The following is a 26,049-nucleotide window of genomic DNA, read 5'->3' on the forward strand; positions in this document are numbered from 1 at the left end:
ACGCGAGCTCAGACCAGCTTGCTTTCGTGGTTGTCCCAGTACGGCTTACGAAGATCTCGTTTGAGGATCTTGCCCGTCGGATTCCTCGGGAGTATCTCGACAATATCGATACTGGTGGGGCACTTGAACTTTGCGAGACGCCCCTGGGTGTACGTGATCAGTTCGGCTTCGGCGATCTGGGTGTCGGCATGCAGGACGACCACGGCTTTGACGGTTTCGCCCCACCGGTTGTCCGGTACGCCGATTACGGCGACTTCGGCGACGGCGGGGTGCTCGACGAGGACTCGTTCGATTTCGGGTGAGTAGACGTTCTCTCCGCCGGTGATGATCATGTCTTTGAGGCGATCTTCGATGAAGACAAATCCCTCGGAATCGGCGCGGCCCATGTCGCCGCTGCGCAGCCAACCGTCCGGTGTGATTGTTTCAGCAGTGGCTTCGGGCTTGTTGAGATATCCCGGCGTGCATTGCTCCGATCGCCACCAGAGTTCTCCGACGGTTCCGGCGGGGGTGTCCTCGAGAGTGACGGGATCGACGATGCGCATCTCGACCCCCGGAATGGCAGTGCCCGCCGATGCCATGCGTTCGACTTGCGATTCGTCGCGGTGGACGTCAGGCATGAGAGCGGTGACAACACCGGCCATTTCGGTCATGCCGTAGACCTGGACGAACTCGGTGTCCGGCCAGGCCGCCAGCGCTCCTCGCAGCAAAGGCAGAGGCATAGGTGCCGCGCCGTAGGTGATGCGTTTGAAGGCGCGGAAGGCGGCGACGGCCTGATCGCCTGCTGCCAGGACTCCGGCGATGACGGGTGGCACCAGGAATGCGATGTTTGCGCCTGCGGCGAGGCCGGCGAAGATCGACGGTCCGTCAGCTTCGCGGGTGAAATAACAGCGTCCGCCTGCGTGAATTGCCATGATGGCGTAGCAGGTTCCTCCGACGTGGAACATCGGCATGGCGACCAGGAATATGTCGTCATCGTGTTTCGGTAGGAGTTCGAGGACATTGTTGCTGTGCGCGAACAGGTTTCGGTGGGTTAGTTGAACTCCCTTGGGGCGTCCGGTCGTTCCGGAGCTGTAGAGGATCAGGGCTGTGCTGTCGGCGGTGACTACGGGACGAGTTGCCAACGGCGGGGCTTCGTCGAGCCACGGTTCGAATTCGTCGTTCTCGCTACCGACGGCGATGATCAGTTCGACGGCGGTGAGGCGATCGCGCATGGCAACGACCTGAGGGAGGAGTTCGTTACCGACAAATAGGATGCGTGCCCCGCAGTCGCCAAGGATGTAGTCGAGTTCCTCGCCGGCGAGCCGCCAGTTCGGAATGGCATTTGCGGCCCCGAGTAGTGAAGCGGCATAAGTGATTTCGAGACAGGAGAGATGGTTCTTGTCCAGGAAGGCGACGGTGTCTCCCGGTCCGATCCCGGATTCGGCGAGTGCGCCCGCGATGCGCAGGATGCGACCGTGCCACTGGGCCCACGTATAGGTGGTTTCCTGGAACGTCACGGCCGGTTCTTCGGGTTTGACGCTCGCCCAGTGTTCGAGTTGATCGAAGATGATTGCAGTGGCGGCGTCGGACATCGGACCACCTTTCTCGAGTGATGTGTGTCACAAGGCTAGTGGGCGGTTGGCGTCCGCATGTGTGTTTTCCGTTGACAACTCAGGGGAGTCCCTGTGGAAATCAGGGTGGTCCCTGATAGCGGTGGCGCCGAGTAGACGACAGGATGGAGCAGTGCCAGTTGGCGCCCGCGTGCTGTGGGGTGCTGGATCCATCGAAGAAGTTCCATCGAAGAAGTTCCATCGAAGAAGTTCCACCGACGAAGACCCACCGAAGTGAAGACGAAAGGCGATCATGAGTTCGCACGCCCAAGATGTCGCGGCCCGCGCTGTCGGCCTGTCCAAGACGTACGGCACCGGGGATACCCAGGTGCATGCACTCAGCGCTGTATCCGCCGATTTTGCTCGGGGTGAGTTCACGGCGATCATGGGCCCGTCGGGTTCGGGGAAGTCGACGCTGATGCATTGCCTGGCCGGTCTGGATTCGGCGAGTTCCGGTTCGGTGCTCATCGGTGACACCGAATTGACCGGACTGTCGGACAAACAGATGACGGCGCTACGACGCGACCGCATCGGATTCGTTTTTCAGGCGTTCAATCTGGTGCCGACGCTGACGGCACTCGAGAACATCACGTTGCCGCTCGATATCGCGGGGCGCAAGGCCGATCCGGCGTGGTTGGACAATGTACTGACGAAGCTCGGTTTGAAGGACCGCCTGGATCACCGGCCGGGTGAGTTGTCGGGTGGGCAGCAACAGCGTGTTGCGTGTGCGCGGGCTCTAGCCGGTCAGCCCGAGATCATTTTCGGTGATGAGCCAACGGGCAATCTCGATTCGCGTTCCTCCGGTGAGGTTCTGTCGATTCTGCGGTCCGCGGTGGACGAGTTCGGTCAGACCGTGGTGATCGTGACGCATGATCCGCGCGCTGCTGCGTATGCGGATCGCGTCGTATTTCTGGCGGACGGCAAGATTGTCGACGAACTGCGTGAGCCGACGGCCGATTCCGTTCTGGATCGGATGAAGCGTCTGGATGCTCCGCAGGTTCCGGTCAACGTAGAAGCCGGAGCTTGACGATATGGCTTCGATAACCAATTCGCCGATGCGCAAGGTGTCGTTGCGTAACCTGGCGGCGCACAAGGTGCGGTTGGCGCTCACCGTGTTGTCGGTGGTGCTTGGTACGGCGTTTGTCGCCGGGTCGTTTGTGTTCACGGATACGTTGCAGAAGACGTTCGACTCGATTTTCGAGAACACCGCTCAGGGCGTCGACGTCCGGGTGTCGATGCCGGATCGCAACACCAGTGGCGTTCCGATCGAGGATGTCGACAAGCTGGCAGCCATCGACGGAGTTCGTGCCGTGGCACCTGCGGTGAGTGGACAGATCGTTCTGATCAACGCAGACGGTGGTGCCGTGCAAACAGGCGGCGCTCCGAGCATCGGTACGTCGTACCTGCCGGCAGAGCGGGCGATCACACCGCCCGATCCGTACTCGGAAGGTGGCCCACCTGAGGCTGCCGGGGATATCGCATTGAATGCGAGTGCGATGGAGAAGGCGGGTTTGTCGGTCGGCGACCAGGCTCGGATACTGGTGCCGGCAAGAGGAATCGTCGATGTCACGGTGACAGGTATCTACGAGGGGTCCGGTAGTGACACCGGAGGTTTCATCGGAGCGTTGTTCACCGACGAGCAGGCACGCAGCCTGTTCACGGACGGTAAGCATGTCGACTACATCGACGTAGCCGGTACCGGTCTGTCGCAGACCGAGATGCAGCAACGGGTGGAGCAGGTCTTCCCGGACTTGCAGGTGCAGACCGGAGACGAGGTCCGTGAGGAGACCAAGGCCGAGGTCGATACCGCGCTCAGCTTCATCAACTACTTCCTGCTGGCGTTCGGCGCTATTGCTCTCTTGGTCGGCACGTTCATCATCTACAACACCTTCTCGATGATCGTGGCGCAGCGGCTGCGTGAATTGGCACTGTTGCGTGCCGTGGGTGCGAGCCGGGCTCAGGTCGGCCGATCCGTCGTCACCGAAGCGCTGATCGTCGGATTGATCGGCAGCGTCATCGGATTGCTGGCCGGTATCGGACTGGCCTACGGGTTGCGCGGGTTGCTCAATGCCTTCGACGTCGGATTGCCGGAGGGCTCGCTGCAGGTCAGCCCACGGACGGTTGTTGTCGCGCTGGTTGTCGGCGTTGTCGTGACGACGCTCAGTGCCTATGCGCCTGCGCGGCGGGCGTCCAAGGTTCCGCCGGTTGCCGCGATGCGCGAGGAGTTCGCTTCTACCGGTGACTCGCTCCGTGTCCGGACGCTGATCGGCGCAATTCTCGGTGTTCTCGGCGTCGTCCTGGTGGTTGTCGGTTCGAGGGGCACCGGTCAGGGTGCGGCGCTGACCGTCGGCGGCGGAGCCTTTGCGCTGATCATCGCAGTTCTGCTCGGTTCTCCTGCGCTGTCGCAGCCCATCGTGGGTGCGCTCGGTGTTGTCTTCGCGAAACCGTTCGGCTCGGTGGGCCGTCTGGCGCGTACCAATGCGGTCCGCAATCCTCGTCGTACCGCGGCCACGGCCTTTGCCCTGACTTTGGGCTTGATGCTGGTGACAGTCATCGGCGTGTTCGGTTCTTCGGCCAAGGCGAGTATCAATGCACTGATCGACGTGGGCGTGACCGCGGATTACATCCTGACGGGTCCCAATGCGGTGGGCGTGCCGCGAGGCGCAGCCGACGCAGTGCGCGCGCTCCCGGATGTGCAGAGTGCAACGTCGCTGCACGGGGTTCGGGCGACCGTGAACGGGCAGGACGAGCAGGGTGCGTCGTTGGACGGTCCGATCGACGGGGTGCTCGACTACAACATCGTCGACGGAACAGCCGACCTGTCCGGAAACAACATGATGGTCTCGCAGACCACGTCGACCGACAACGGGTGGACAGTCGGATCGACGCAGACGTTGGTCGGCGCGGACGGGACCCAGTACCCGGTTGTTGTTGCGGGAGTGTTCGAGGACAACCAGCTGATCGGTTCGTGGATCGTCTCGGACGAGGCGTATCAGGCCTTGATGCCGGTAACCAGCCTGCCTGATTTTGCGGTTCTGGTGAAAGCGAAGCCGGGTGCCGATGTGACGGCCTTGCGCGGCGAACTCGAGCAGGCCACGGAAAAGTACGTGGTTGTCCAGGTTCAGGATCGTGAGGAGTTCAAGGGAACCCAAGGGCAGCAGATCAATACGTTGCTTGCGATTTTGTACGGACTCCTGGCGCTGGCGGTGGTGATCGCGATTCTGGGCATCATCAACACCTTGGCTCTTTCGGTTGTGGAACGCCGTCGAGAGATCGGCATGCTGCGGGCGGTCGGTATGCAGCGGGCTCAGATGCGGCGCACGATCTACCTCGAATCCGTTCTCATCGCGGTCTACGGCGCGGCCGTCGGCGTGGTGCTCGGCATCGGATTCGGTTGGGGATTCGTCAGCACGCTCCGGGACCAGGGCCTGGGCGAGATCACGATTCCGTGGGGTCAGGTTGCGTTGATGCTGGTCGGTTCCGGCATCGTCGGTGTGCTCGCGGCACTGTGGCCGGCCAATCGAGCGGCCAAGACGAAGCCGCTGGAGGCGATCGCAGACCTCTAGGCGGCGGAGCCGCACGTGCGCACTTTTGGCTGTTCACGCTGCCAAAAGTGCGCACGGGTAGCGTTGCTACCCATGATTACTCTTCAAGAAGTCGGCGATCGTGAATCCTGGCGCTGCTGGCTGTGTGACGAGCCCGTCGACCCCGATATGTCGGTGAACGATCCTCGTGGCCCGAGTGTCGACAGCATCAACACCGCCAAGAAGGGCGGCAAGTCCAAGGGCGGTGTGGAGCGACTCGCACACCGCGCGTGCAACACCAAGAAGGGTGCTGTCAAACCTGTTGTGGCGTGGCCGGATCGGTTGTTCGTGGTTGATCCCGCGCCGATCATCGGTGTTGTGGAGCAACTCGAACGTAAAGGTGGCCGGGTCGCGGTTGCACGTTGCCCCGGCAAGGACGACGCCCAGGACGCGTCGGAGTGGTTGCTCGATCGGCTCTCGCGATTGGCCCCGGATCTGAACGTCGAAACGAGCATCGACCCAGCTGGTGGTGGGTTCCTTTTGGTTTTGAAAACCGTGTAGTCGGATTCGGTCCGCCTTTTCTCCGGGTGTCCTAGCCTTGTCGTGAGCGATCGGGGTACGGTCGAGTCGAACATGAATCCGGTTTCGAGTGCGAAGGAATCACGATGAATCTGGCGTTGACCGACGAGGAACTGGCGTTCCGGGACGAAATGCGGACTTTCTTCCGCACACAGATTCCTGAATCGACCAGGAACGCGTACGCACACGGGGAAGAGCTGGGGCGCGACCGGATGGTCGAGTCGCAGCAAATCCTCAACGCCCACGGCCTGGCCGTGCCGCACTGGCCGGTCGAGTGGGGCGGAAAGGATTGGACTCCGGTTCAGCACAACATCTGGCTCGACGAGCTGCAGTTGGCGTCTGTTCCGGAGCCACTTGCGTTCAACGCGAACATGGTCGGACCGGTCATCGCGGCTTTCGGTTCGCAGGAACAGAAAGAGAAGTTCCTCCCCGCGACGGCCAACCTCGATATCTGGTGGTGCCAAGGATTTTCGGAGCCAGAGGCAGGTTCCGATCTCGCGTCGCTCAAGACCCGCGCAGTCCGTGACGGTAACGACTGGGTGATCAACGGCCAGAAAACCTGGACCACGCTCGGTCAGCACGCAGACTGGATCTTCTGCCTCGTTCGCACCAATCCCGATGCGCCCAAGCGGCAAGCGGGAATCTCGTTCATCCTGGTCGATCTGAAGACGCCGGGTGTGACGGTCCGTCCGATCAAACTGATCGACGGTGGCTACGAGGTCAACGAGGTCTTTTTCGAGGACGTCCGCGTTCCGGGCGAGAATCTGGTCGGCGAGGAGAATCAGGGCTGGGGCTACGCCAAGTTCCTGCTCGGCAATGAGCGCACCGGCGTCACCCGCGTCGGTTTCTCCAAAGTTCGTGTGGCTCAGGCAAAAGCGCGTGCAGCCGAAGTCAAGGTCGGGAACGGGACGCTTCTCGAAGACCCCTTGTTCGCCGCGCGCCTGGCCGAGCTCGAAAACGAGTTGCTTGCGCTGGAGCTCACCCAACTGCGTGTTGTCGCCGGGTCCGCGGACGGTAAGCCGAACCCGGCTTCCTCCTTGTTGAAGTTGCGTGGCTCCGAATTACAGCAGGCCAGCACCGAGTTGCTGATGGACGTCGCCGGCCCCGATTCGCTGCCGTTCGACGCGGGCACCGACATCGCGTCGGCGGGCTGGGCACAGCACTCGGCCCCGGCTTACCTGAACTACCGCAAGGTATCCATCTACAGCGGATCGAGCGAAGTGCAGCGCAGCATCATCGCCTCCTCGATCCTCGGATTGTGAGGCGTGGCATGGACTTCGAACTCAATGACGAACAGAAGCTTCTTCGTGACACCACCAAGGATCTTCTCGCACGTAGCTACGACGCGGAAAAGCGAAATGCCACTACCGACGCAGCCCCTGGGTGGAGCCCGCAGGTGTGGAAGCAGTTGGCGGAGGTCGGACTACTTGGTCTGACGTTCTCGGAGGACGACGGCGGAATGGACGCGGGTCCCGTCGAGATCGGTGCCGTCATGACCGAGATCGGTCGCAGACTTGCGCCCGAGCCGGTTCTGGACGCAGTCGTGACGCCGGGTGGCCTGATCTCCGAAGGCGGCAGCGCCGAGCAGCGATCGTCCATCCTTCCTGGAGTCGCCGAAGGTGTCACGTTCCTGGCGTTTGCCGATCAGGAACCTGGAATTCGTTGGCCTGCAACGCAGCGCGCGACGACGGCAACGCCAGCAGGTGACGGCTGGATCATCACCGGCATCAAGAATCCGGTCGGCCACGGTGGGACTGCGGACATCCTGGTTGTGAGCGCGAGCTTGCCGAGCGGCGGAGTGGGCCTGTTCCTGGTCAAGAGTGACGCATCGGGTCTGGAGCGCAAGTCGTACGCAACTCACGACGGTTTGCGTGGTGCGCAGGTCGAGTTCACCGATACTCCCGCCGAGGCGCTCGGTGAGGGCGGCGACGCTTCGGCTCTGATCCAGGCCGCTCAGATCCGTGAGCAGGCCGCCTTGTGTGCCGAGGCTGTCGGGGCGATGGAAGAGGCACTGCGCCTGACCACCGAATACCTCAAGACCCGCAAGCAGTTCGGGGTTCCGCTGGCCAAGTTCCAGACGCTGACGCATCGCGCAGCAGACCTGTACGTGTCACTCGAGTTGGCGCGCAGCATGAGTTTGTACGCGACTATGTCGCTGGCCGACGGTGTGGTCGATCCGGTCATCGCGTCTCGGGTCAAGTTGCAGATCGGGCGATCGGCGCGGCTGATCGGTCAGGAAGCAATTCAGATGCACGGCGGCATCGGTATGACGGCGGAGTATCCGGTGGGTCATTACGTCAGCAGGCTTGTTGCCATCGAACACACTCTCGGCAGCACCGAGGATCACTTGCGTGTGTTGGCTGCGGGCGTTGCCGACCATGAAATGGTCACTGCGGTCTGATCTTTCACGAGAGCTGATCGGGGTCGCATTCCGCAGTCGCGGGGTGCGGCCCCGATTTTGTCACTGTCCGGCCCGCAGCACGTCCAACCGGATTCGGCGCGCTTCGATGTGTGCGGCGGTCTCGGTGAACGCCCGTTGCCAGTCGGTGGACGCAGTGCGCTCGGCCGCGTCCAGCAGTAGTGCACCGGCCTCGAGGGGGAACCTGGCTTGCGCGCTTCGCAGCGTCGAGTAATGGCTGTGGCGAGAGTGGATGCCCAGTTCTTCGCCGGAGGCAGCGTGTTTGGCGGCTTCGCATTCGAGGGCGCTGACAAGTTTGTGGGCAATCGCCAGAGGCCAGGGGCGGTCGATGCCGTCCAGCAGGGCACTGCCGTCGACGCCGAGAAGGTAGCTGTCGGCATGGCCGGCAAGGATGTACGCGATCCGTTCGCGGGGATGTGCAATTGCGACGACGCGGCGGTCGGTGTTTCGGCCGTCCCGCTCGAGTAAAGCCGATGCCCAGGCCGGGTTCTTCTGCAGAACTGTTGCGGCGGTCCACGATTCGGTCATCACTTCGTGCCATTGTTTCTCGATGGGAATGCGAAGAACGTCGTCTGGTGAACCGATCATCGCTTCCCATAATGCCAAGGGAGTAGCCGTGACCACTTGCCGCAGCCACCATTTGCCGATTCCCTTGTACTGGGCCCCGACATCTTCGATACCGTCGCGTGGGGCTTTGTCGTCGAGTGAACCGGGCAGCCGAATGACGAGGCGAGGCCGCAGGGGTTTGGTCTCGAGCCGCACCCAGGTGTGAGCCCGGGTAGCCATACGTTCGGCAAACGGGGACTCGGGAAGTTGGCGGAGCAGTTGGATCGAACGCTCACGGACCGGCGGCGACGGATCGTCGAGTCCGCGTTCGAGAATGTCGTAGTCGTGCTCGCCCAGGCCGACGCTCAACCGGCTCAGGAACTCACGCCGTAAATCTGCGGGTTCGTTGTCCCACGCGATGTCGAGTTCTTCCGTTGCGAGTGCGGGGTCAACTGTTCGGATGTAGTCGAACCAGGCAAGGCGGTCGTCCGGGTCGGGTGAGAGCCACAGTTCGTCGCGGCGTGATCCGACCCGACGCAATTGCGCCCAAGCAGGATTGTGGTCTGCAAGATACTGTCCGCGCGGGCCGGCGAGCCGAAGGAGTGCCTCGCGATGTTCGAGGTGGGTGCGCGCCGCTTCCATGAGCGCGGGAACAGTTGGTGCGGGGGCAACGTATCGGTAGGTCTCGGCAACCTCGAACCACTCGGGTAATGACGGTGACCGTGTCTCGAGCAGTGACGTCATGTGCGTGATCGCCGACGCGGGGAGCGTCGGACGCTCTGCCGTTCCGGCGGATCGCAGCGAGGTCACTTGCCTACGGTAAGGCAGGGGTGTGTCGACTTTCACTCGGGGTATCGGCGCGGATGTCGAGATTCTGGGAGAGTGGACCTCGGCACCTGGGAGGCTTGACATGGCAGAAATTCACGGCGTCACGGTGGGTGATGGAACCAGTGGGGCGGAAGTTAACAGTGGTGCAGATGTGTCGGTCACCGAACGTCGTGCCCTGATTTCCAGCCATGTTCGAACCTGGTGTGAAGCAGGAATCGTCGAATCGAATCGCCCTGAGTTGTCCACCGAAGTCGCGCTGTTGTTGGCCGGTGGCTACGTCGACGACGAGACCCGGGCGATCATGGCCGATCGCCGCGCGGTCGGACGGTCGTTCCCGGATATCGGTGGTTGGTCCGAACTGAGGTACCTGACGGACGAGTACACGCGAACATGTCGACGGCTGAGCGCTGCCCGAATCGGTCCGGTGCAGGTTGTTCTGGAACGACGTGTGCAGGCCCTGGAGAAACGCGTCAACACCGCGCGCTCGGCGGTCGTTCGGTCCAATCGCCATTTTGCCAGCAGCGTCCGCGCTATTCGCAAGGATCGGCGTGACGGATTACATCTCGACGTGGAGCAGCGCGAAGCCCTGTTCGTCGGACTCACGCGTACGCCGGTTCCGGCGAAGTCGACTACTGGACTGGGCTCCGTTGCCGGTAGCGGAAGCGCGGCACTCGACAAACTCGCCGGACGGTTGGGAAGTATCGAGGGTTCCGGAGTCCTCGCCGATGCCGGCCGTCGTGTGGCCGAGGTGCTCGACGGCTTGGCGCCACACGACGACGGCGGCCTGGCCGGGAAATATGACGCGCTGCTCTATCTGGCCGGCAACGTGTACGACCGCATCGAGTCATCGAATGCCTGGCATTCCGATCATTTTGTCGTCCAACGCAATCAACTTGACCTTGCCGACGAGATCACCCAGATATCCGTGGATACGGTTGCGTTGCGGTCGATTCTCGCCGAACTCGACGAGGCCGCTGACCTTGCGCGCGACGAGGCAACCCGAGCGTCGATCGACTCGCGAATACGGGCCCTCGGCGCAGTGTGGGATCAGTTGGTCGAGCGAGTTGCGGCATTGGCGCGGATCGGTGACCTGGTCTCCCGGGCCGAAGATCAGCTGAGTTCGCAGCGCGCGGTTGCACATGCCGCGAGCTTGGACAGCCGCATCGACGACCTGCTCGCGCGGTCCGGATCGCGGGAGTTGTCGGCAGCCAACACGCACTATGTCGGGGATCAATTCGACGGTGTCGAGGAGTTGATGTTCGCCCACCGTGCGGCGCTGTACGGCGACATCGCACTTCTGACCTCTGGGAACGAGCGGCCCGCACCTTAGGTGTTGAAGCGAGGGCGCGGTAAGGTCGAGGTAAGTAGCCGGCCGTGAGCCGGATTCGCCGGGCGTTGGACGCGACAATTGTTCGCTGGCGCCTCACCCGCAGGCCGATCTGGCGATACCGGGCGCAACAGCTTCAAGAAAGTCGACCATGGAAGACACCGCAAGTCGTGGCATCAACGCGTTCATTTCCGAAGTAACCCAGCGTGGGGGCCAGGCCGTGCGGTTGACGCATTCGCGCCGCAACCCGGTGCAGGTGACGGGCAATGACGGCAGTACCCGCATCGTCCGGGTTCGGTCCAAGCTCGATGGTGATTGGCAGGCCAGGCGCCAGGACGAGTCGATCGAGAGCGACGACACTCGCTCCGAGTTCTGGGTTTTTGTCGATCTTGCGATTACGCCTCACCAGTTCTTCATGCTGCCGTCGGTGGAGGTGGCGGACGATATCCGGTCCGAGGTCGATCTGTGGATGATGGACACCCCTGGTCGCACCCGGACGGGGCATCACGCAATTGCGCGTGGACGAGTTGCCCACGGTCATGACCGCTGGGACGTTCTGGGCGTCGCTGCGGTCAAGGATCCGAGCATCCAGGTTGCAGCGCCGGTAGCACCGAAGCGCGCGAAGGCAGCGGTTGTCGTCAAGAAGCGTCGTGCGAGCGCCGCCGACGACGAGATCCCGGTGATCGATCTGCGCGTCGAAGTGAGCGCCGATTGCCACGGGTACCGCTGGATCGGTCGATTCGACGAAACGAGCGGTGTACTCGAAATCATGCGTGGCCCCATGGAGGGACGAAGGTTCCCCAACCCGACAGCTGCTGCTAATGCTGTCACCGGACATATTTCCGGAGATGTCGAGAGCTACGACGGTTGGGTGTTCTGGACTGTCGACGGCGCCGCGTTGGGTTCGCGGCACCGCCGAAGCGCCTAAGCTCCCGTCACTGCGCCTAAGCTCCCACTGCTGCAGACACTTGTTCGAGCAGGTCGAGCTCATCCGACGTGAGCACCAGATCCGGTGCGTCGAGTAGCGCCGGAAGCTGTTCCACTCGGCTGACGCTGGCAATGGGCGCGGTGATACCGGGCCGGGTCAGCAGCCAGGCCAAAGCGACGGTCGACATTTCACAGGTGTGATTTTCGGCGATCTCGGCAATCGCGTCGACCACCGCCAGGCCTGCGTCGCTGAAGTAACTTGCCGTGATGCGTTCGCGGGGACTTCCGTCGATATCCGCGCGGGTTCGGTACTTTCCGGTGAGGAACCCGGACGCGAGTGCAAAGTAGGGAAAGACGCTGATGTTGTTGTCGGTGGCGATCTTCGCGAGCTCCGGTTCGTACGATTTCCGGTGCACCAGGTTGTAGTGGGGCTGCAGCGCTATGGGTCGCGCGTACCCGTTCTCCTCGGTGATTCGCAACCATTCGCGCACGCGTTCGGGGGTGTAGTTCGAGATTCCGAGGTATCGAACCTTGCCGCTCTCGACCAGTGCGTTGAGCGCTTCGAGAGTTTCCTCGAGCGGTGTACTCGGATCGTCGAAGTGTGCGTAGTACAGATCGATGCGGTCGGCTTGGAGGCGGCGAAGTGACGCGTCCGCTGCCGCGGCGATGGTTTCTGCCTTCAACCCCTTGAAATCGGGGTGGCTGCCGACCTTGGTGGCAACGACTATGTCGTCCCGGAGGCCACGATCGGTGATCCACTTTCCGATGATGGTTTCGGATTCTCCGCCGGAGTTACCCGGAGCGGAGGCGGTGTACGAGTCCGAGGTGTCGATGAAGTTCGCGCCGGATTCGGCAAAGGCGTCGAGTATCTCGAAGGACGTCGCCTCGTCGGCGGTCCACCCGAAGGGGTTGCCGCCCAAGGACAACCGAAAAATGTCGATATCCGAGCTGCCGATTTTCGCCACTGCGCAGAACTCCCGTCAATGCAACGTCGACGCCATTCGCCGACGTTCGAACCGTACCGCGTAGCAGTCCCGTAGGGGGTGTGGCGTCCGGAGAGCGGGTCGAAATCGTTGCTGTTCGTGATTGCCTCTGGCGGTGTGGGGTATGGCCAATTGGTAATGAACCTTGTTCGACGGACTGTGAGAAGGAGAGTCCGATGTCGATGGTCAGTGAAGCGACGCGGGTAGTAACGGGCGCGGCGAGCGTGACCACCAGTGCGGTGGGAGCCGTGGGTGGTGGCGTTGTCGGAGGAGTGAACGGCGGAATCCGGGGCGCGGTTGGTGGCATGCGCAACGGTATGCGAGCGGGTAGCAAGTCGACGCCGACGGCTGTTCTCACGCTCGCGGCGATGGGTGCTGCCGGTTTGGTCGAGTGGCCGATCCTACTGGGCGTGGGCGGCGCGGCCGTCGTGCTACGGCAGTGGGATCGTCCCGACGGTGAGCGGGATCGTCACGGTGAGAGAGAAGGTGAGCCGAAGAAAATCGAAAAGACTGCGAGAGCGGAACTGGGTGCCGCCCAGACGCCTGGTTCTGCGCAGGTGGCAGGTGTGGGCACGCCGGAAAAATATACGACCAAACCGGGACCGGTGGCGTGAGTATGTTCCCAGCCGGACTCACCGGGCTTCTGTCCACGCCGTTTCGATCCACGGCCGAGCGCCAATTGATCGGACGGGCCTTCAGTACGGCCATTGCGGCCGCGGGAATTGTTCCGGCACTGGCAGGTTCGGTGACGCGGGTACCGAACCTGCCTGGATCGTCGTTGCTCGCGGCCGGCGTCTCGGTCCTGCATCATCAACCGGCTCTGCGTCAGCAGTTGGAACGTATGCTCGGGCGCGAATTGACCGATCTGATCCTCGAATCGGCCAAGTCGGTGACCGACGTGGTGACACAGGCCCCTGCGGCGTTGACGGTTGATCTCGGCATGCGGTCGCTGCTGCTCGGCGAGGCCTGGAGCCTGCGTAATGCATCGCAGGAGTGGGGTGTTGCCGTGTCGTCGGAGGTGCCGGACGGTGAGAGCCGCGGGCAAGGTGAGCGTCACGCGGAGCGAGTAGCGCTGGCCCAGTTGGCAAGTGGTGCTGTGATCGGTGCTGTCACACAGAATTCCGAGATCGCATCGACGGCAGTGCGCGTTGCGGCGCCGAGGGCGTTGCGGATTTCCCGAGAGGCGTTTGCCGCAGTACTGACGAGGGAGCTGTGGCAGCGCGAGGGATCGCTGGTTGTCGACCCCGGTGCCGCTCGGCGGCTCGACCGGGTCGACACAGTTCTGATCGATCCGCGTGTACTCCTCACACAGGAGCTTCGGGTGGCAGACATCCGCGGTGTCGCGGACTCGGACCGGGTTCATATCTGGAACCGTTCGCGGCGAAAACTGGGAAACGACAAGCTTACTGTTGGCTGGCATCGGATCGGCGGCGCGGATGTGCTTGTGCGTCCCACCCGCAAACCGTTGGCACAAGCCGTAGTAGCGGAATTGCGGATTGCTGGGGTGCGCGCCGTCAGCCTCGATGTCGACACTCTCGGGTCTCTGCGCGGCGGTTTCGACGAACTCCTCGAGGTTCCCGGCGACAGCGACCGAGAGGTCGACCGGGCTTTGGAATCGGCGCTGACGACGCTGTCGGAAGCCCGCGCACATGTCTGCGTGGTCAGTTCAGTCCGCCTCTCCGGGCCCGCTGTGCTCAGGATCGGTGTGGCCGAGCCTGATCGGGCGCCGCCGTCGGCGGATATCCTCGAACACGACCTTGCCGGAGTATGGCGCGTGCTGCATGCTCTGCCGGCGGCGCGGGCGGCGACGAGACGCGGCGTCGAATTATCCAGCGGTGCTTCGGTCCTGGGTGCATTGGTCATGCTTCCCGGCGTACGCGGACGCGGGCCGGGGCCGATTACGGTCGGGGCCGGCGCCGCGCTGTGGACCGGGTTCAGGTTGGCGCGCTCGGCAGTCGGTGTCGAAGGACCCGAAGGTTCCTCGCGTAACGACTGGCATGAACTGGGTACCGACGAAGTGCTACACGAACTACCGTCGCCCGACGAGAAGGCGCCGGCTGAAACACGATCCGGAAGCTTGGCGCGCGTCGCTGCGCCGGTCCGGGTGGGCCGTGACGTTCTGGATGCGGTCCGATCCGAGTTGTCGGATCCCTTGACGCCGGTGCTGGCGACGGGATCGGCGGCCAGTGCAATTCTGGGCTCGCCGATCGATGCATTTCTGGTGGGCTCCGTATTGACCGGCAATGCCACTCTGTCTGCGATCCAGCGACTGCACTCGGAACATGTTGTTCGTGAACTACTTCGGGTGCAGGAGCCGTTGGCGCGACGGGTATCGAACGGGTCGGAGCCTGAGCGGGTTCCGGCAGATCAATTGAGAATCGGCAATATCCTCGTTCTCGAATCCGGAGATGTGGTGCCTGCCGACGCTCGGCTTCTCGACGTCGATTCGCTCGAGGTCGACGAATCCTCTTTGACCGGAGAATCCATGCCGGTCGAGAAACAGACCGACCCCACTCCAGGAGTGCCGGTGGCCGAGCGAAGCTGCATGATCTACGCTGGCACAACCGTCGTTGCCGGCGCGGCTCGCGCAGTGGTGACCGCCGTGGGCTCGCAGACCGAAGCGCGCAAAGTCGATGTCCGGGCACCGCAGCGTGGCCCCGAAGTGGGATTGACGCACAGACTCCGAGATCTCACCCGAAAAACGCTCCCCGTCAGTCTCGGCGGCGGGGCGTTGGTGACCGCGCTAGGACTGCTACGTGGCACAGCGCTACGGCAGGCGGTGACCGGTGGCGTCGCTGTTGCCGTTGCCGCTGTGCCGGAAGGTCTGCCGTTGGTTGCCACGCTGGCGCAGCAGGCCGCTGCGCGCAGACTGACCTCGGTGGGAGCGCTGGTACGTTCACCGCGTTCGATCGAAGCGCTGGGTCGTGTGGACGTGGTGTGCTTCGACAAAACCGGAACGCTGAGCGAGAACCATCTGCACGTCGCGGCAGTAGAGCGGGTCGACGGATGGCGGGGAAATCGGATTCTGGAAGTTGCCGCGCGAAGTGCCTTGAGTAACAGTGGAGATCAGGTCTTTCACTCGACCGACGCGGCTGTTGTCAGTGCAGCCGACGACGTTTTGGCGCATCCACTTGTATTCGAGGATGCGGAAGCGTCGGCGATGGTGCCGTTCCGATCCGGCCGGCCGTATTCTGCCGCGCTGATCGGGCATCGGATTGCCCTCAAAGGTTCACCCGAGTTCGTTTCGCATGCAGCCGCATCGAAAAAGCGTGTGTCCTCAGGGCATGTCAAGAAGATGGCAAAGCGCGGACTCCGGGTCATCGCGGTGGCTCAGCGTGAGCTGTCCGAGTCGGCCGCGCAGCGTGCTGCGCACGATCCCGAGTTTCTGGAAGAGTGCTGCGCACATGATCTGGAGCCGGTGGGACTGCTCGGGCTTTCCGACACCCTCCGCTCCGATGCCGGGCAACTTGTCGCGGAACTTCGCGATCGGGGACTGGGCGTGCGGGTCATTACCGGCGATCATCCACTGACCGCGGCAGCGGTTGCGGGGGAGTTGGGGTTGGACGTGGACCCGGATGACGTGCTCACCGGTTCGGAGTGGGAGAACATGTCCCACACCGAAAAGGAGGCAGCGGTCGCGGAACGAACCGTGTTCGCGCGGATGACACCTGAGCACAAGGTGCAGGTTGTCCATGCTCTGGAGTCCAGTGGCTCGGTGTGCGCGATGGTGGGTGACGGCGCTAACGACGCTGCAGCGATCCGCGCTGCCAGCGTGGGTATCGGAGTTGCGTCCAGCGGAAGCGATCCTGCCAGGGGCGCCGCGGACATCGTCCTTCTGGAAGGTCGGGTCAGTGGACTGATCGACGCGCTCGACGAAGGAGCGCAGTTATGGCAGCGGGTGCGCTCCGCGGTGGGTGTCCTGCTCGGCGGTAACGCGGGTGAAGTGGCGTTTGCCTTGATGGGTAGCGCTTTGTCCGGGATATCTCCGCTCAATGCGCGGCAGATGTTGCTGGTCAATCTTATGACCGATGCGTTGCCCGCCGCGGCATTGGCAGTGAGTACGCCGACTGCCGAGGGCCGCAGCGATACGCCGGCCACGGACGCAGACGCTTTGTGGCGCACCATTGCCGTCCGCGGCGGCGCAACCGCGGCCGGTGCTCTGTCCGCGTGGATTCTTGCCCGGATGACCGGTCGAGCGCGGCGTGCGTCGACGGTGGCTCTGGTGGCGTTGGTGGGTACTCAGCTCGGTCAAACCTTGATCGAATCGAGAAGTCCACTGGTAGTCGCGACGGCTGTGGGGTCTGTTGGGGTGCTCAGCATTCTTGTCAGTACCCCGGTCGTGAGCCAGTTCCTCGGTTGCACTCCACTCGGTCCGCTTGCCTGGGCACAGGCAATCGGATGTGCGTGCGGCGCAACGACTCTAGCGGCCGTCGCCTCGCCCGTCATCGAGCGGTTGGTGCTGCCCGAGAACAAGAGCTGAAACACAGATGGCCCCCGCCGGAATTATCCGACGGGGGCCATCTGTCTGCTGTGATTACTGCTGCGCGACTGCGCGCTTCATGCCACGCTCGACGGCCGCGATGATCTGCGGACGCAGTTCGGCGGCAGGCACGATCGCATCCACCGATCCGACCTCACGGGCGCGCTGGATGTTGTGGATGGCCTCGAACTCCGATGCCACCTCGCCGAGCTTGTCGGAGCGCACTGCGATGCGCTGGGCACTCAGTTCGACTCGCAGGCGTGCCTTTTCGGTGTCGTCCTTCGCTGCGGCAAGATCCGATTCCAGCTGCTGAACCTTCGGGTCCTTGTTGGTGCGGGTGTTCACGTCGCGAGTGAACACCACCGCTGCGGCGGGTGCGCCGCCGAGGACGGACGCAAACGATCCTTCCACGGCCAGAACTTCCATGTTGTCGTTGAGTGCTCCGGAGAACACCACAAACGCGCCACCGTGGTAGCGGGAGACGACGCAGAACACGATCGGGCCGTCGAAGTTGACGATGGCCCGGCCGATCTCGGCGCCGTATTCCAGCTGAATGTTGCGCAGCGACTCGGGGGAGCCGTCGAAGCCGGACAGGTTGGCCAGCACCACGATCGGACGGTTGCCACTTGCAGCGTTGATGGCGCGGGCCGTCTTCTTCGACGAGTTCGGGAACAGCGTTCCCGACGTCCAGGTGTCCGGACCGTCGGCGGGGAAGTGTCCCTTACGCGGAATTGCGCGAGACTCGATGCCGACAACGGTGACCGGGTATCCGGAGAGGTGCGCGTCGATCACCACGGAGGTGTCTGCGCCGGCCATGTCGGCCCACCGCTCGAGCACGGAGTGGTCCTGGTCGACCACCGAACGCATGACCGTCCGAATGTCGAAGGGCTTCTTGCGATCCGGGTTCTTGACGGACGAGAAGACGTCGCCGACGGTCTCGAAGTCGCTCGACGGGTGGGTGTGCGGGAAACTACGCACGTCACGGTCGACCGGGTCGGCTGTGTTCGCCCGACGCGGGAAGCGTTCTCCGGGAGCGAGGTACGAGTGCGCGTAGTGGCGGAACAGGATTTCGCACGCGGCCGTGAGGTCGGGTGCCCAGTACTGTGCCTGGCCGTTGGGGCCCATGACGCGGTCGTAGCCGCCGATGCCGAAGTTGTCTTCAGCCGAGACACCACCGGAGTAGTCCAGTGACTGCTTGCCGGTCAGAACCATGGCGCTGTCCGGGGTCATCACCAGAATGCCCTTGGTGTGCATGAGCATCGTGGCTTCGGCGTTCCAGTACGGCTGCGCGCCGACGTTGATGCCGGTGACAACGATGTTGATCTCGCCGCCGTTCTGCGTGAACGTGATGATCCGGCGCAGGCCGCGGGAGACCCAGTCCATGTTCTCGGTGCCGCTGTCCATGGAGATGGTGGCACCGGAGGACAGTGCAAACCACTCGACGGGCACGTTCAGCTTTTCCGCCAGGTCGATGGCAGCGACAACGCGGGAGCACTCGGCCTCGGCAACAGTTCCCAGTGCTTTCGTGGGATCACCGAACAGCGCGACGCGGGTCATGCCCTCGGGGTAACGAGGCGTCGGCGTGTTGACAAGTCCGACAACAATTCCGGCCTTGTTGAGGCCGAACGGGCGGTCGACGGGAGCCAGAACTCCGGCGTCGTCGAAATCGTGCTCGACAAACGTGCCCTTGTTGCCGGTGAGGAGTGGCACCAGTTCGTACGGGTAGACGGTGCCGCGAGCGCGTGAGCTCTGCACCTTCTGGGCGTAGGAGTCGAGGGGGAGCAGCGGCTCGGTGGGCGGGGTGGTCTTGTTGATGACCACTCCGGCGCCGGCGCGGTACGAGAAGCGCAACGCAACTTCTTCGGGCGCTCCGCCCTTGGGATCCTTGAGACGCGTGATCAAGGTGATCTCTTCGATTCCGGCGCCGACGGTCAGGCGGGCGGCGTTCTGTGCGATCACGGAGAATCGATCAGCGGGAACGTCGGCAAGTGGCCACACGTAGAGAACAACCCGGTTGGCGGCAAGACGACGCTTGTCGCCGCGTTGGCTCTGGGCGCGGCGGATACCGTCGAGGCACGCGGCGAGGGTGCGTTCGATTGCGGGAAGCGCAACCATCCGGCCTTCGTCGTCGAGTTGCGGTGTCACGTCGCGAATCTCGGCCAGCGCGATCAGACGCTCGTCCGACGGGTTTTCCTTGGCGGAGAGGTGGAACAGGTAGGTGTTCTCCGGGGCGGGAAGGCGCTTGCCGTTGAAGTTCTTCAGACGCCACATGTCGAGACGCTGACCGGTCAACGGGTGCATGTCGCGAATGATCTGGTCCTCGACCAGTTCTCCGTCAACGGGACGGAACGTGACCCAGCGGACCGGATCACCGTTCGGGTTGCAGACGATGACCGTCACGCGGCGTGAGCGGTTGACGGTTTCGTTGCGAGAGAGCGCAGTTCGGAGTGTCTCGACAAGAGTGTCACCGTCGGCCGGCTGATTCGGCCAGTCGAGGTAGATGTCGATCACCAGACCGCGACCGGCCGGGGCGTCCTGCGCGATCGTGGTGACGTCGTCGAGAGCGGTTCCGAGAGCGTCGAATTCGGCTACGGTCGAGACCAGATGGAGACCGTCACCCTTGAGGTCGAAGTTACCGGTGACAAAGCGGCGGTCGACATGCTCGAATGCGCGCACGTCCTCGAAGGAGTGAATCTTGTAGTACCGACGCGTGATGACCTCGACCAACGGTCCGCCGTCACGGCTACCCAGACCGATCTTGCGGCCCAAGAGATCGAGCAGCGGTTCCGGTGTTGCCACGAGATTGGCGATCCGCTGGTCGCGGTCCGCGGCGTCCGGCTGCTCTTCGAGGTACGCGATGTTTCCGCGCACACCGTCGTACACGTCTTCGCGAACCTTGCGGATGCGCGGCTCGTCGAAGAACCGGAAACGAAGGTTGCGGGCGACGTCACCGATAACCGGGAAGCGCACCTGCGTTGCCACGATCAGCCGGTCGAGGACCTCGTTCAGTTCCTGCGCCGAGCAACCGGGTGCCTTGTCGCCTGCGAGCCAGCCTTCGAGAAGTGCTGCGATGACCGGGATCTGGGCTTCCATGCGCTGCAACGCGAGGAAGAGTCTGTAGACAGCTTCCTCGACGGCGACGCGATCGTCGAGATCGGTGACGTCGTAGTGGCGCAGGGCGCGCTCGAGGCGAGTGCGGAACGACGCCGGGACGCCCTCACGTTCGACGTCCAGCGAATGCAGGAACGTGTGGAAATGCTCGCGCGGGCTGTGGACGGACTCGTCCTTCTCCGTCTCGCCTGACGTGGGCTTGTTGCGGGAGAGCTCGCAGATATCGGCAAACGTGGTCAGAACGGCAAGTTCCGCCTGCACCAGTTCGCGATCTTCAGACTCGAGAGCGCTGCGCAGTGCGTCGTACTCGGCGAGAACCGCATTGGCATGCTTGCCGCTGACGTCGTAACCGCTGATCATCGCGGTCAGGGCTTCGAGCTGGGCCAGAGCGTCGGAGCGGGTGTCCGAACCGGAAGTCGAAGCGGACAGATCGAATTCGACGCGCGGAGCCTTCTCGGTGACAGCTTCGTCGCCTACCTGATCGACACGCAGCAGCGGTGCTCCCGCGTCGACCTGCGAGTTGACCGTCGCAAGGACCTCGCGGACCTTTCCGGCATACGGCGCGCGAACCGCGGTTTCCATCTTCATGGATTCGAGAACCACAAGGGTAGAACCGGCTTCGACGTCGTCACCGACGGAAACCGGCACTGCGACAACCACAGCGGGAGCGGGCGCGCGGACCACACCGGCGTCGTCCTGGCTGATCTGGTGGCTGATGCCGTCGACCTCGACGAGGTAGCGCGACGGGCTTGCGACGGAGACGATGTGAAAACGTCGATCACCGATGACAAGGCGTGACTCGAAGTCGCCGAGCCGATCGACGTCCACCTCGACATCACCGGCATCGCCGTCGACGCGATAGCTGTGCGGACCGGTACGGCCGACGGTCAGCTTGTACGCCTGACCCTGGTAGTTCAGCTCGACCGTGCGGCCGATCGCGTGGTTGGCGCGGGGACGGCCACCACGGGCGGACGCGAGGAATGCTGCGCGCTCGAGCGATTCCTCGGCGTCGTAGGCGTCGATCGCGGTGGCGACAAGCGCGACATCGGCGCGACGCGTCGTGGAATCCAGAGCGCCGGTGCGGTCCAGCCAACCGGTGTCGGCGGACGCCGAGATGACCTCGTCACGATCGAGAAGATCGAGGAGGAACGACTTGGTAGTGGTGCCGCCGTCGAGTACGACGGTGGTTTCCCGCAACGCCGTGCGCAGGCGTGCGAGGGCTTCCGGGCGGGTGCGTCCCCAGGCGATGACCTTGGCGACCATCGAGTCGTAGTCGGGAGGAATGACGTCGCCAGCCGCGATTCCGGTGTCGACGCGGATGCCCGAGCCGAGGGGGAACTTCAGCAACTGGACGGTGCCGGGTGCCGGCGCAAAATCGTTGTCGGCGTCTTCGGCGTTGAGACGAGCCTCGACGGCGTGACCGAATGCGGGCGGGCAATCGCCGACCAATTCCTCACCGCTGGCAACAAGGATCTGCAGCTTGACCAGGTCGATGCCCGTGGTGACCTCGGTGATGGGGTGCTCGACCTGCAGGCGTGTGTTGACCTCGAGGAACGTGAACAGCTTGTTCTCGGGCTGGTACAGGTACTCGACAGTGCCTGCGCCCTGGTATCCCGCAGCCTTGACGAGTTCTGCCGACACCTCTTTGAGGTGATCCGACTGCTCTTCGGTCAGGACGGGGGAGGCAGATTCCTCGATGACCTTCTGGTTGCGACGCTGAATCGAGCAGTCGCGGACGCCGGGGGCCCAGACATTGCCGTGGTTGTCGGCGATGATCTGCACCTCGACGTGGCGTGCGTCGGTGACCAGGCGTTCGAGGAATACGACGGGATCGCCGAAGGAACGTTCGGCCTCACCCTGCGTGCGCTCGAGTGCAACTTCGAGTTCGTCCTCGGCCCAGACCTTGCGGATTCCTCGTCCACCACCACCACTGCGAGCCTTGATGATCAGCGGGTAGCCGATGGCCTGTGCGTGACGACGAGCGTCGGCGCGCGTGTCGACCGGCCCACCGCTCCACGGCGCGACGGGGACGCCGACCTTCTCGGCGAGGATCTTCGCGGCAACCTTGTCGCCGAGCAGTCGCATGGCGTCGGCGCTGGGGCCGATGAACGTGATGCCAAGTTTTGCCACGATCTCCGCGAAGGCCGGATCTTCGGCGACAAAGCCCCAGCCGACCCAGACTGCGTCGGCCTTGGCTGCAAGCAACGCCCGTTCGAGTTCGACGTAGTCGAGATACGGACTGCCGGTTCCGGTGCTGCGCAGCGTTACGCCCTCGTCTGCCTGGCGAACGAACATGGCCCGACGCTCGGCCTCTGTGTGCAGTGCAATGACGCGAATGCCGTAGTCGTGTTCAGCATTCAGTTCGCGTACTGCCCTGATCAGGCGGACTGCGGCCTCACCTCGATTGACCACTGCGATTCGTTTGAACATTGTCACTGCCACCGTCCTTGATGAGATTCATACGTCGCGTACGACGCGATATGGGCTGATCGTGCGTCACATACCGTCATGCTGTGGTTTTGACTTGCTCCGGGTTGTGGGCACTGCTGCTGTGACAAAAACTGCGGTGATGCGAATTGCTAGCCCCCGGATACGCATCTGCAGGTGTTTGCCATGTGGGTTCGTGAGTCCGGTGACGCCGAGTGCACGCGTCACGCCTGTGGCATGGACTCAGAACCGCTCCAATCACGAAATAGCAACATAGTGTTTCTGCCTCCAGGGAGTCCCTGGTTTATCTAAGGATGCAGTATGTGCGCCCACATGTCACCTGGGCGAATTCAAGAATATTAGTCAACGTGAACTGCGGTAACGCTTATCGTTTAATTGGCTGTGCCACAGACACTTTCGGCGTTGTGATGCGGATCACGGAGCGCCGAGTCGGGGCCGAAAACGAATACTCGTGGGTAACAAATTCGATTCTGGCGCAGTAGTTTTGAATTTGCCCTATGCTACTGGCCAGTGTTACCCGTCGGTACTACTGGCGAGTACGTTAACGCCACGCAAATGCAGAGCAAGGAAATTGCGTCTCACAGGTTTAATCGGATCTACCCCGGCGCGGCCCCGAGTGACTCGCGGCAAGGGTTCAACCCAGGCCTCACTGCGATGACTGCCAGTTACGTTGCTGTAGAAGTGCTTTCGGGCTCGCGGGGATCTGAGCTCTCAACCGGAAGTCGAGCCTCCAGTTCGTCGAGATGGTGAGTGATGTCGTCAAGTCCGGACTGGGGAAGATTCAACTGGTTACCGAGTGTGCTTGCCCCCGTGCGGAAATACCGGACCAGGGGGGCGTACTTGGCGGACAGCCTTGTTCGCGTCGGCTCGCCGAGATGCTTCACGCTGCCCGCGTTGTCGACGAAATCGCTGAATTTGACGAGAAATACGGCGGGATCTTCAATTGCCGCCACGACATGATCCTGATAACTGACAGTATTTCCATCTTGACTGTCGTTGATCGGATTAGTAACGGCTGCAACGATATTCGCTACTCGACTGCCGAAGGTATTCGAAATGGCCTGTGACGCTAACTGTTGGAGTAAGGATTTGTCCTCTTCGGAGGTCGGGTGGCCGGACAACAGTTCGATAACGGCGCGGGGTTGATCTTCCACCGTGTCGTGGAGAGCCGTGGCCGCCAGAACGTCGGCATCGACGCATCCGTATCGGAGGAGCCTGAGAACATTGCGCAACGGGTGGACGATATAGGGGTCCTCCGGGTTTTTGATTCCGTTCTTGCGGTTCTGGTCGATGTGAGCGAGCGCGGCTACATTCATCGCTTGCTGCAAGGCTTCGACGGAAATGGACGCCCGCTCCGCTGCCTCCAAGACTGCGAGCGCAAGGAGTGCTGGGTCCATCTCTTTGAGAGCGATAGCGTCGAAAGTGCGGCTGATCGATGTGGTGTCGTGCATAGGAACCTCTCGTTTGTGGGGCAGGAAATGACATGTGTTGTTGCCTCGAGTCCTCCTGTGTATCTCGGCTTTGGCAACTAGTCTGAGGAAATGACAGTCGATCAGGCGTTGGACAGCGATTTTCTGACACTTGCCGATCCGTATCGGCGAGAGCTTCTGGCGCACTGCTATCGCATGATGGGTTCCATCCATGATGCTGAGGACCAGGTCCAGGAAACATTCATCCGCGCGTGGCGGGGGTTCGACGGTTTCCGCGGCCAATCGTCGTTTCGAACCTGGCTTTATCGTATCGCGACGAATACGTGTTTGACCGCCTTGGAAGGGCGCGCCAAGCGACCACTTCCGACAGGGTTGGGTGCGCCCAGTTCGGATCCATCCGACGAGTTGATCGAGCGCAATGAGATCGCCTGGCTCGAACCTATCGCCGACTCGTCGCTGGGTGATGTGAACGATCCGGCCGTCATGGTGGTGCAGCGAGATTCGGTGCGGTTGGCATTGATCGCGGCGCTGCAGCATCTCTCTCCGAGGCAGCGAGCGGTATTGGTGTTGCGCGACGTGTTGCAGTGGAAAGCGGCAGAGGTAGCCGAAGCCCTCGATACCACCACGACCGCGGTCAACAGCGTTCTACAACGAGCGCGCGCACAGATCAGCAATATCGCGCCTACCGAAGACACTCTCATCGAACCCAGTTCCGGGGAAGCGCGAACATTGCTGCGTGAATACGTCCGTAGCTTCGAGAGCTACGACGTCGACGCCATCGTCGCGCTGTTCACGCGCGACGCGGTCTGGGAAATGCCGCCGTTCGAGGGTTGGTACCGCGGCCCCGAGGCGATCGGCCAGCTCATCGGGGACAAATGCCCGGCCGACGGGCCAGGGGCAATGCGTCTACTACCTACATCGGCCAACGGTCAGCCGGCGTTCGGGCTCTACATGCGTCAGGACGACGGCATTCACCATGCCTTCCAGCTGCATGTTCTCGACGTCACCGAGTCGGGGATATCGCATGTGACCTGCTTCTTCGATCTCAGCCTGTTTCCCAGGTTCGGTCTACCGGCCGAGCTGTAATAAATCAGGGGTTGCACGCGAAACCCGCGCACAACCCCTGACGGTTGCAGTCTTACTGCGGATTCGCCACTACTGGGGATTTGCCGCAGCCGGGTCCATCCACATGACCTCCCAGACGTGATTGTCGAGGTCGCGGAATGCACGTCCGTACATGAAGCCGTGATCCTGAGGCTCCATCCACTTGGTGCCGCCGGCCGCGATGGCTGCATCGACAAAGCTGTCCACCTCTTCTCTGCTCTCTGCAGAGATGCACATGAGGGCTTCGCGGGCTTTCGACGTGTCACAGATGTCGTCCGCGATGAAGTCGCCGAATCGGGGCTCGTTCAGGAACATGACAGTCGCCGCATCGCTGACGATCATCGACACGGTGTTCTCGTCACTGAACATGTCGTTGAACTCGAAGCCGAGCCCGGCAAAGAAAGAGCGGGTGGCGGAAACATCCTTCACAGGCATGTTGACGAAGAGCAGTCGGGACATCAGGTACTCCTTGCTGTCGGGTGGAACCGCTGTTGTTTGGTTCCTTTCACAGATGCAGACCATCCGAGACGCAGAAAATCATCGGGGGAGCGGGGATCTTGCTGAGTATTTCCCTCTGTTAACTATTCGCAGCGCTGTGACCAGGCGATTTGGTGTTGTGTTGATCTTCGCGTAACTTATTCCAGGTCAGAGCGACACGGACACCGACTCCCGCTTCACAGCGAGTGACACGAGGTTGTACGAAGTGCCTGGCGAACACTCCAGTTAGTTGATGAAGATCAGCCCGGTTTGCGCC

The 26,049-nt window shown here is 62.5% G+C and carries 16 protein-coding genes; 10 read left to right on the forward strand and 6 right to left on the reverse strand.

What is annotated here, in order from left to right:
- Positions 1–8 precede the first annotated feature (8 nt).
- Entirely contained in the window at positions 9–1,571 is a 1,563-nt protein-coding gene (locus FEZ60_RS26785) for a long-chain-fatty-acid--CoA ligase (protein ID WP_172937462.1), read from the reverse strand.
- 271 nt (positions 1,572–1,842) lie between these two features.
- Here FEZ60_RS26785 and FEZ60_RS26790 point away from each other — a divergent pair, with 271 nt between their 5' ends.
- The 5 genes from FEZ60_RS26790 (at position 1,843) to FEZ60_RS26810 (ending at position 8,093) form a co-directional block, all read left to right on the forward strand.
- On the forward strand, positions 1,843–2,616 hold the full coding sequence (locus tag FEZ60_RS26790) for an ABC transporter ATP-binding protein (protein WP_033236733.1): 774 nt from the start codon (positions 1,843–1,845) through the stop codon (positions 2,614–2,616).
- Positions 2,617–2,620: 4 nt separating this feature from the next.
- Positions 2,621–5,155: an FtsX-like permease family protein gene (locus FEZ60_RS26795; RefSeq protein ID WP_033236734.1), complete on the forward strand. Its 2,535-nt coding sequence runs from the start codon at positions 2,621–2,623 to the stop codon at positions 5,153–5,155.
- A gap of 72 nt (positions 5,156–5,227) precedes the next feature.
- Complete coding sequence (locus FEZ60_RS26800) at positions 5,228–5,674, forward strand: hypothetical protein (protein ID WP_045069580.1); 447 nt, start codon at positions 5,228–5,230, stop codon at positions 5,672–5,674.
- Positions 5,675–5,778: 104 nt separating this feature from the next.
- Entirely contained in the window at positions 5,779–6,954 is a 1,176-nt protein-coding gene (locus FEZ60_RS26805) for an acyl-CoA dehydrogenase family protein (RefSeq protein WP_033236736.1), read from the forward strand.
- A gap of 8 nt (positions 6,955–6,962) precedes the next feature.
- Positions 6,963–8,093: an acyl-CoA dehydrogenase family protein gene (locus tag FEZ60_RS26810; RefSeq protein ID WP_172937463.1), complete on the forward strand. Its 1,131-nt coding sequence runs from the start codon at positions 6,963–6,965 to the stop codon at positions 8,091–8,093.
- Positions 8,094–8,153: 60 nt separating this feature from the next.
- Here FEZ60_RS26810 and FEZ60_RS26815 read toward each other — a convergent pair whose 3' ends face one another.
- Positions 8,154–9,467 carry a DUF5691 domain-containing protein gene (locus tag FEZ60_RS26815; RefSeq protein WP_346343418.1) on the reverse strand — a complete coding sequence of 438 codons (1,314 nt, stop codon included), beginning with the start codon at positions 9,465–9,467 and terminating at the stop codon, positions 8,154–8,156.
- 100 nt (positions 9,468–9,567) lie between these two features.
- Between FEZ60_RS26815 and FEZ60_RS26820 the strand changes: the two genes are divergently transcribed.
- A complete protein-coding gene (locus tag FEZ60_RS26820; protein WP_242484835.1) occupies positions 9,568–10,815 on the forward strand; it encodes a hypothetical protein in 1,248 nt (415 codons plus the stop codon).
- A 148-nt stretch (positions 10,816–10,963) separates the two neighbouring features.
- Entirely contained in the window at positions 10,964–11,740 is a 777-nt protein-coding gene (locus tag FEZ60_RS26825; RefSeq protein WP_172937464.1) for a hypothetical protein, read from the forward strand.
- 16 nt (positions 11,741–11,756) lie between these two features.
- Here the strand turns inward: FEZ60_RS26825 and FEZ60_RS26830 are convergent, their stop codons facing one another.
- Positions 11,757–12,704: an aldo/keto reductase gene (locus tag FEZ60_RS26830; RefSeq protein ID WP_084702989.1), complete on the reverse strand. Its 948-nt coding sequence runs from the start codon at positions 12,702–12,704 to the stop codon at positions 11,757–11,759.
- Positions 12,705–12,898: 194 nt separating this feature from the next.
- Here FEZ60_RS26830 and FEZ60_RS26835 point away from each other — a divergent pair, with 194 nt between their 5' ends.
- A complete protein-coding gene (locus FEZ60_RS26835; protein ID WP_141486220.1) occupies positions 12,899–13,336 on the forward strand; it encodes a hypothetical protein in 438 nt (145 codons plus the stop codon).
- 2 nt (positions 13,337–13,338) lie between these two features.
- A complete protein-coding gene (locus FEZ60_RS26840) occupies positions 13,339–17,202 on the forward strand; it encodes a cation-translocating P-type ATPase (RefSeq protein WP_172937485.1) in 3,864 nt (1,287 codons plus the stop codon).
- 54 nt (positions 17,203–17,256) lie between these two features.
- Here FEZ60_RS26840 and FEZ60_RS26845 read toward each other — a convergent pair whose 3' ends face one another.
- Both FEZ60_RS26845 and FEZ60_RS26850 read right to left on the reverse strand, forming a co-directional pair.
- Positions 17,257–22,743, reverse strand: coding sequence for a carboxyl transferase domain-containing protein (locus FEZ60_RS26845; RefSeq protein ID WP_172937486.1), 5,487 nt, complete (start codon positions 22,741–22,743; stop codon positions 17,257–17,259).
- Between the two features lie 683 nt (positions 22,744–23,426).
- A complete protein-coding gene (locus tag FEZ60_RS26850; RefSeq protein WP_172937465.1) occupies positions 23,427–24,128 on the reverse strand; it encodes an HD domain-containing protein in 702 nt (233 codons plus the stop codon).
- A gap of 174 nt (positions 24,129–24,302) precedes the next feature.
- Here FEZ60_RS26850 and FEZ60_RS26855 point away from each other — a divergent pair, with 174 nt between their 5' ends.
- Positions 24,303–25,277: a sigma-70 family RNA polymerase sigma factor gene (locus FEZ60_RS26855; protein WP_172937466.1), complete on the forward strand. Its 975-nt coding sequence runs from the start codon at positions 24,303–24,305 to the stop codon at positions 25,275–25,277.
- Positions 25,278–25,346: 69 nt separating this feature from the next.
- Here the strand turns inward: FEZ60_RS26855 and FEZ60_RS26860 are convergent, their stop codons facing one another.
- On the reverse strand, positions 25,347–25,754 hold the full coding sequence (locus FEZ60_RS26860) for a VOC family protein (RefSeq protein WP_033236742.1): 408 nt from the start codon (positions 25,752–25,754) through the stop codon (positions 25,347–25,349).
- Between the last annotated feature and the right edge of the window lie 295 nt (positions 25,755–26,049).

Origin of the sequence: Rhodococcus sp. MS16 (assembly GCF_013277795.1) — a bacterium.
Classification (GTDB): domain Bacteria; phylum Actinomycetota; class Actinomycetes; order Mycobacteriales; family Mycobacteriaceae; genus Rhodococcus_F; species Rhodococcus_F globerula.

Bases quoted from the DNA above. Each gene is read 5' to 3' on its own strand.
- FEZ60_RS26785 (WP_172937462.1), bottom strand. From the start codon at position 1,571: ATGTCCGACGCCGCCACTGCAATCATCTTCGATCAACTCGAACACTGG.
- FEZ60_RS26790 (WP_033236733.1), top strand. From the start codon at position 1,843: ATGAGTTCGCACGCCCAAGATGTCGCGGCCCGCGCTGTCGGCCTGTCC.
- FEZ60_RS26795 (WP_033236734.1), top strand. From the start codon at position 2,621: ATGGCTTCGATAACCAATTCGCCGATGCGCAAGGTGTCGTTGCGTAAC.
- FEZ60_RS26800 (WP_045069580.1), top strand. From the start codon at position 5,228: ATGATTACTCTTCAAGAAGTCGGCGATCGTGAATCCTGGCGCTGCTGG.
- FEZ60_RS26805 (WP_033236736.1), top strand. From the start codon at position 5,779: ATGAATCTGGCGTTGACCGACGAGGAACTGGCGTTCCGGGACGAAATG.
- FEZ60_RS26810 (WP_172937463.1), top strand. From the start codon at position 6,963: ATGGACTTCGAACTCAATGACGAACAGAAGCTTCTTCGTGACACCACC.
- FEZ60_RS26820 (WP_242484835.1), top strand. From the start codon at position 9,568: ATGGCAGAAATTCACGGCGTCACGGTGGGTGATGGAACCAGTGGGGCG.
- FEZ60_RS26825 (WP_172937464.1), top strand. From the start codon at position 10,964: ATGGAAGACACCGCAAGTCGTGGCATCAACGCGTTCATTTCCGAAGTA.
- FEZ60_RS26835 (WP_141486220.1), top strand. From the start codon at position 12,899: ATGTCGATGGTCAGTGAAGCGACGCGGGTAGTAACGGGCGCGGCGAGC.
- FEZ60_RS26840 (WP_172937485.1), top strand. From the start codon at position 13,339: ATGTTCCCAGCCGGACTCACCGGGCTTCTGTCCACGCCGTTTCGATCC.
- FEZ60_RS26845 (WP_172937486.1), bottom strand. From the start codon at position 22,743: ATGTTCAAACGAATCGCAGTGGTCAATCGAGGTGAGGCCGCAGTCCGC.
- FEZ60_RS26855 (WP_172937466.1), top strand. From the start codon at position 24,303: ATGACAGTCGATCAGGCGTTGGACAGCGATTTTCTGACACTTGCCGAT.
- FEZ60_RS26860 (WP_033236742.1), bottom strand. From the start codon at position 25,754: ATGTCCCGACTGCTCTTCGTCAACATGCCTGTGAAGGATGTTTCCGCC.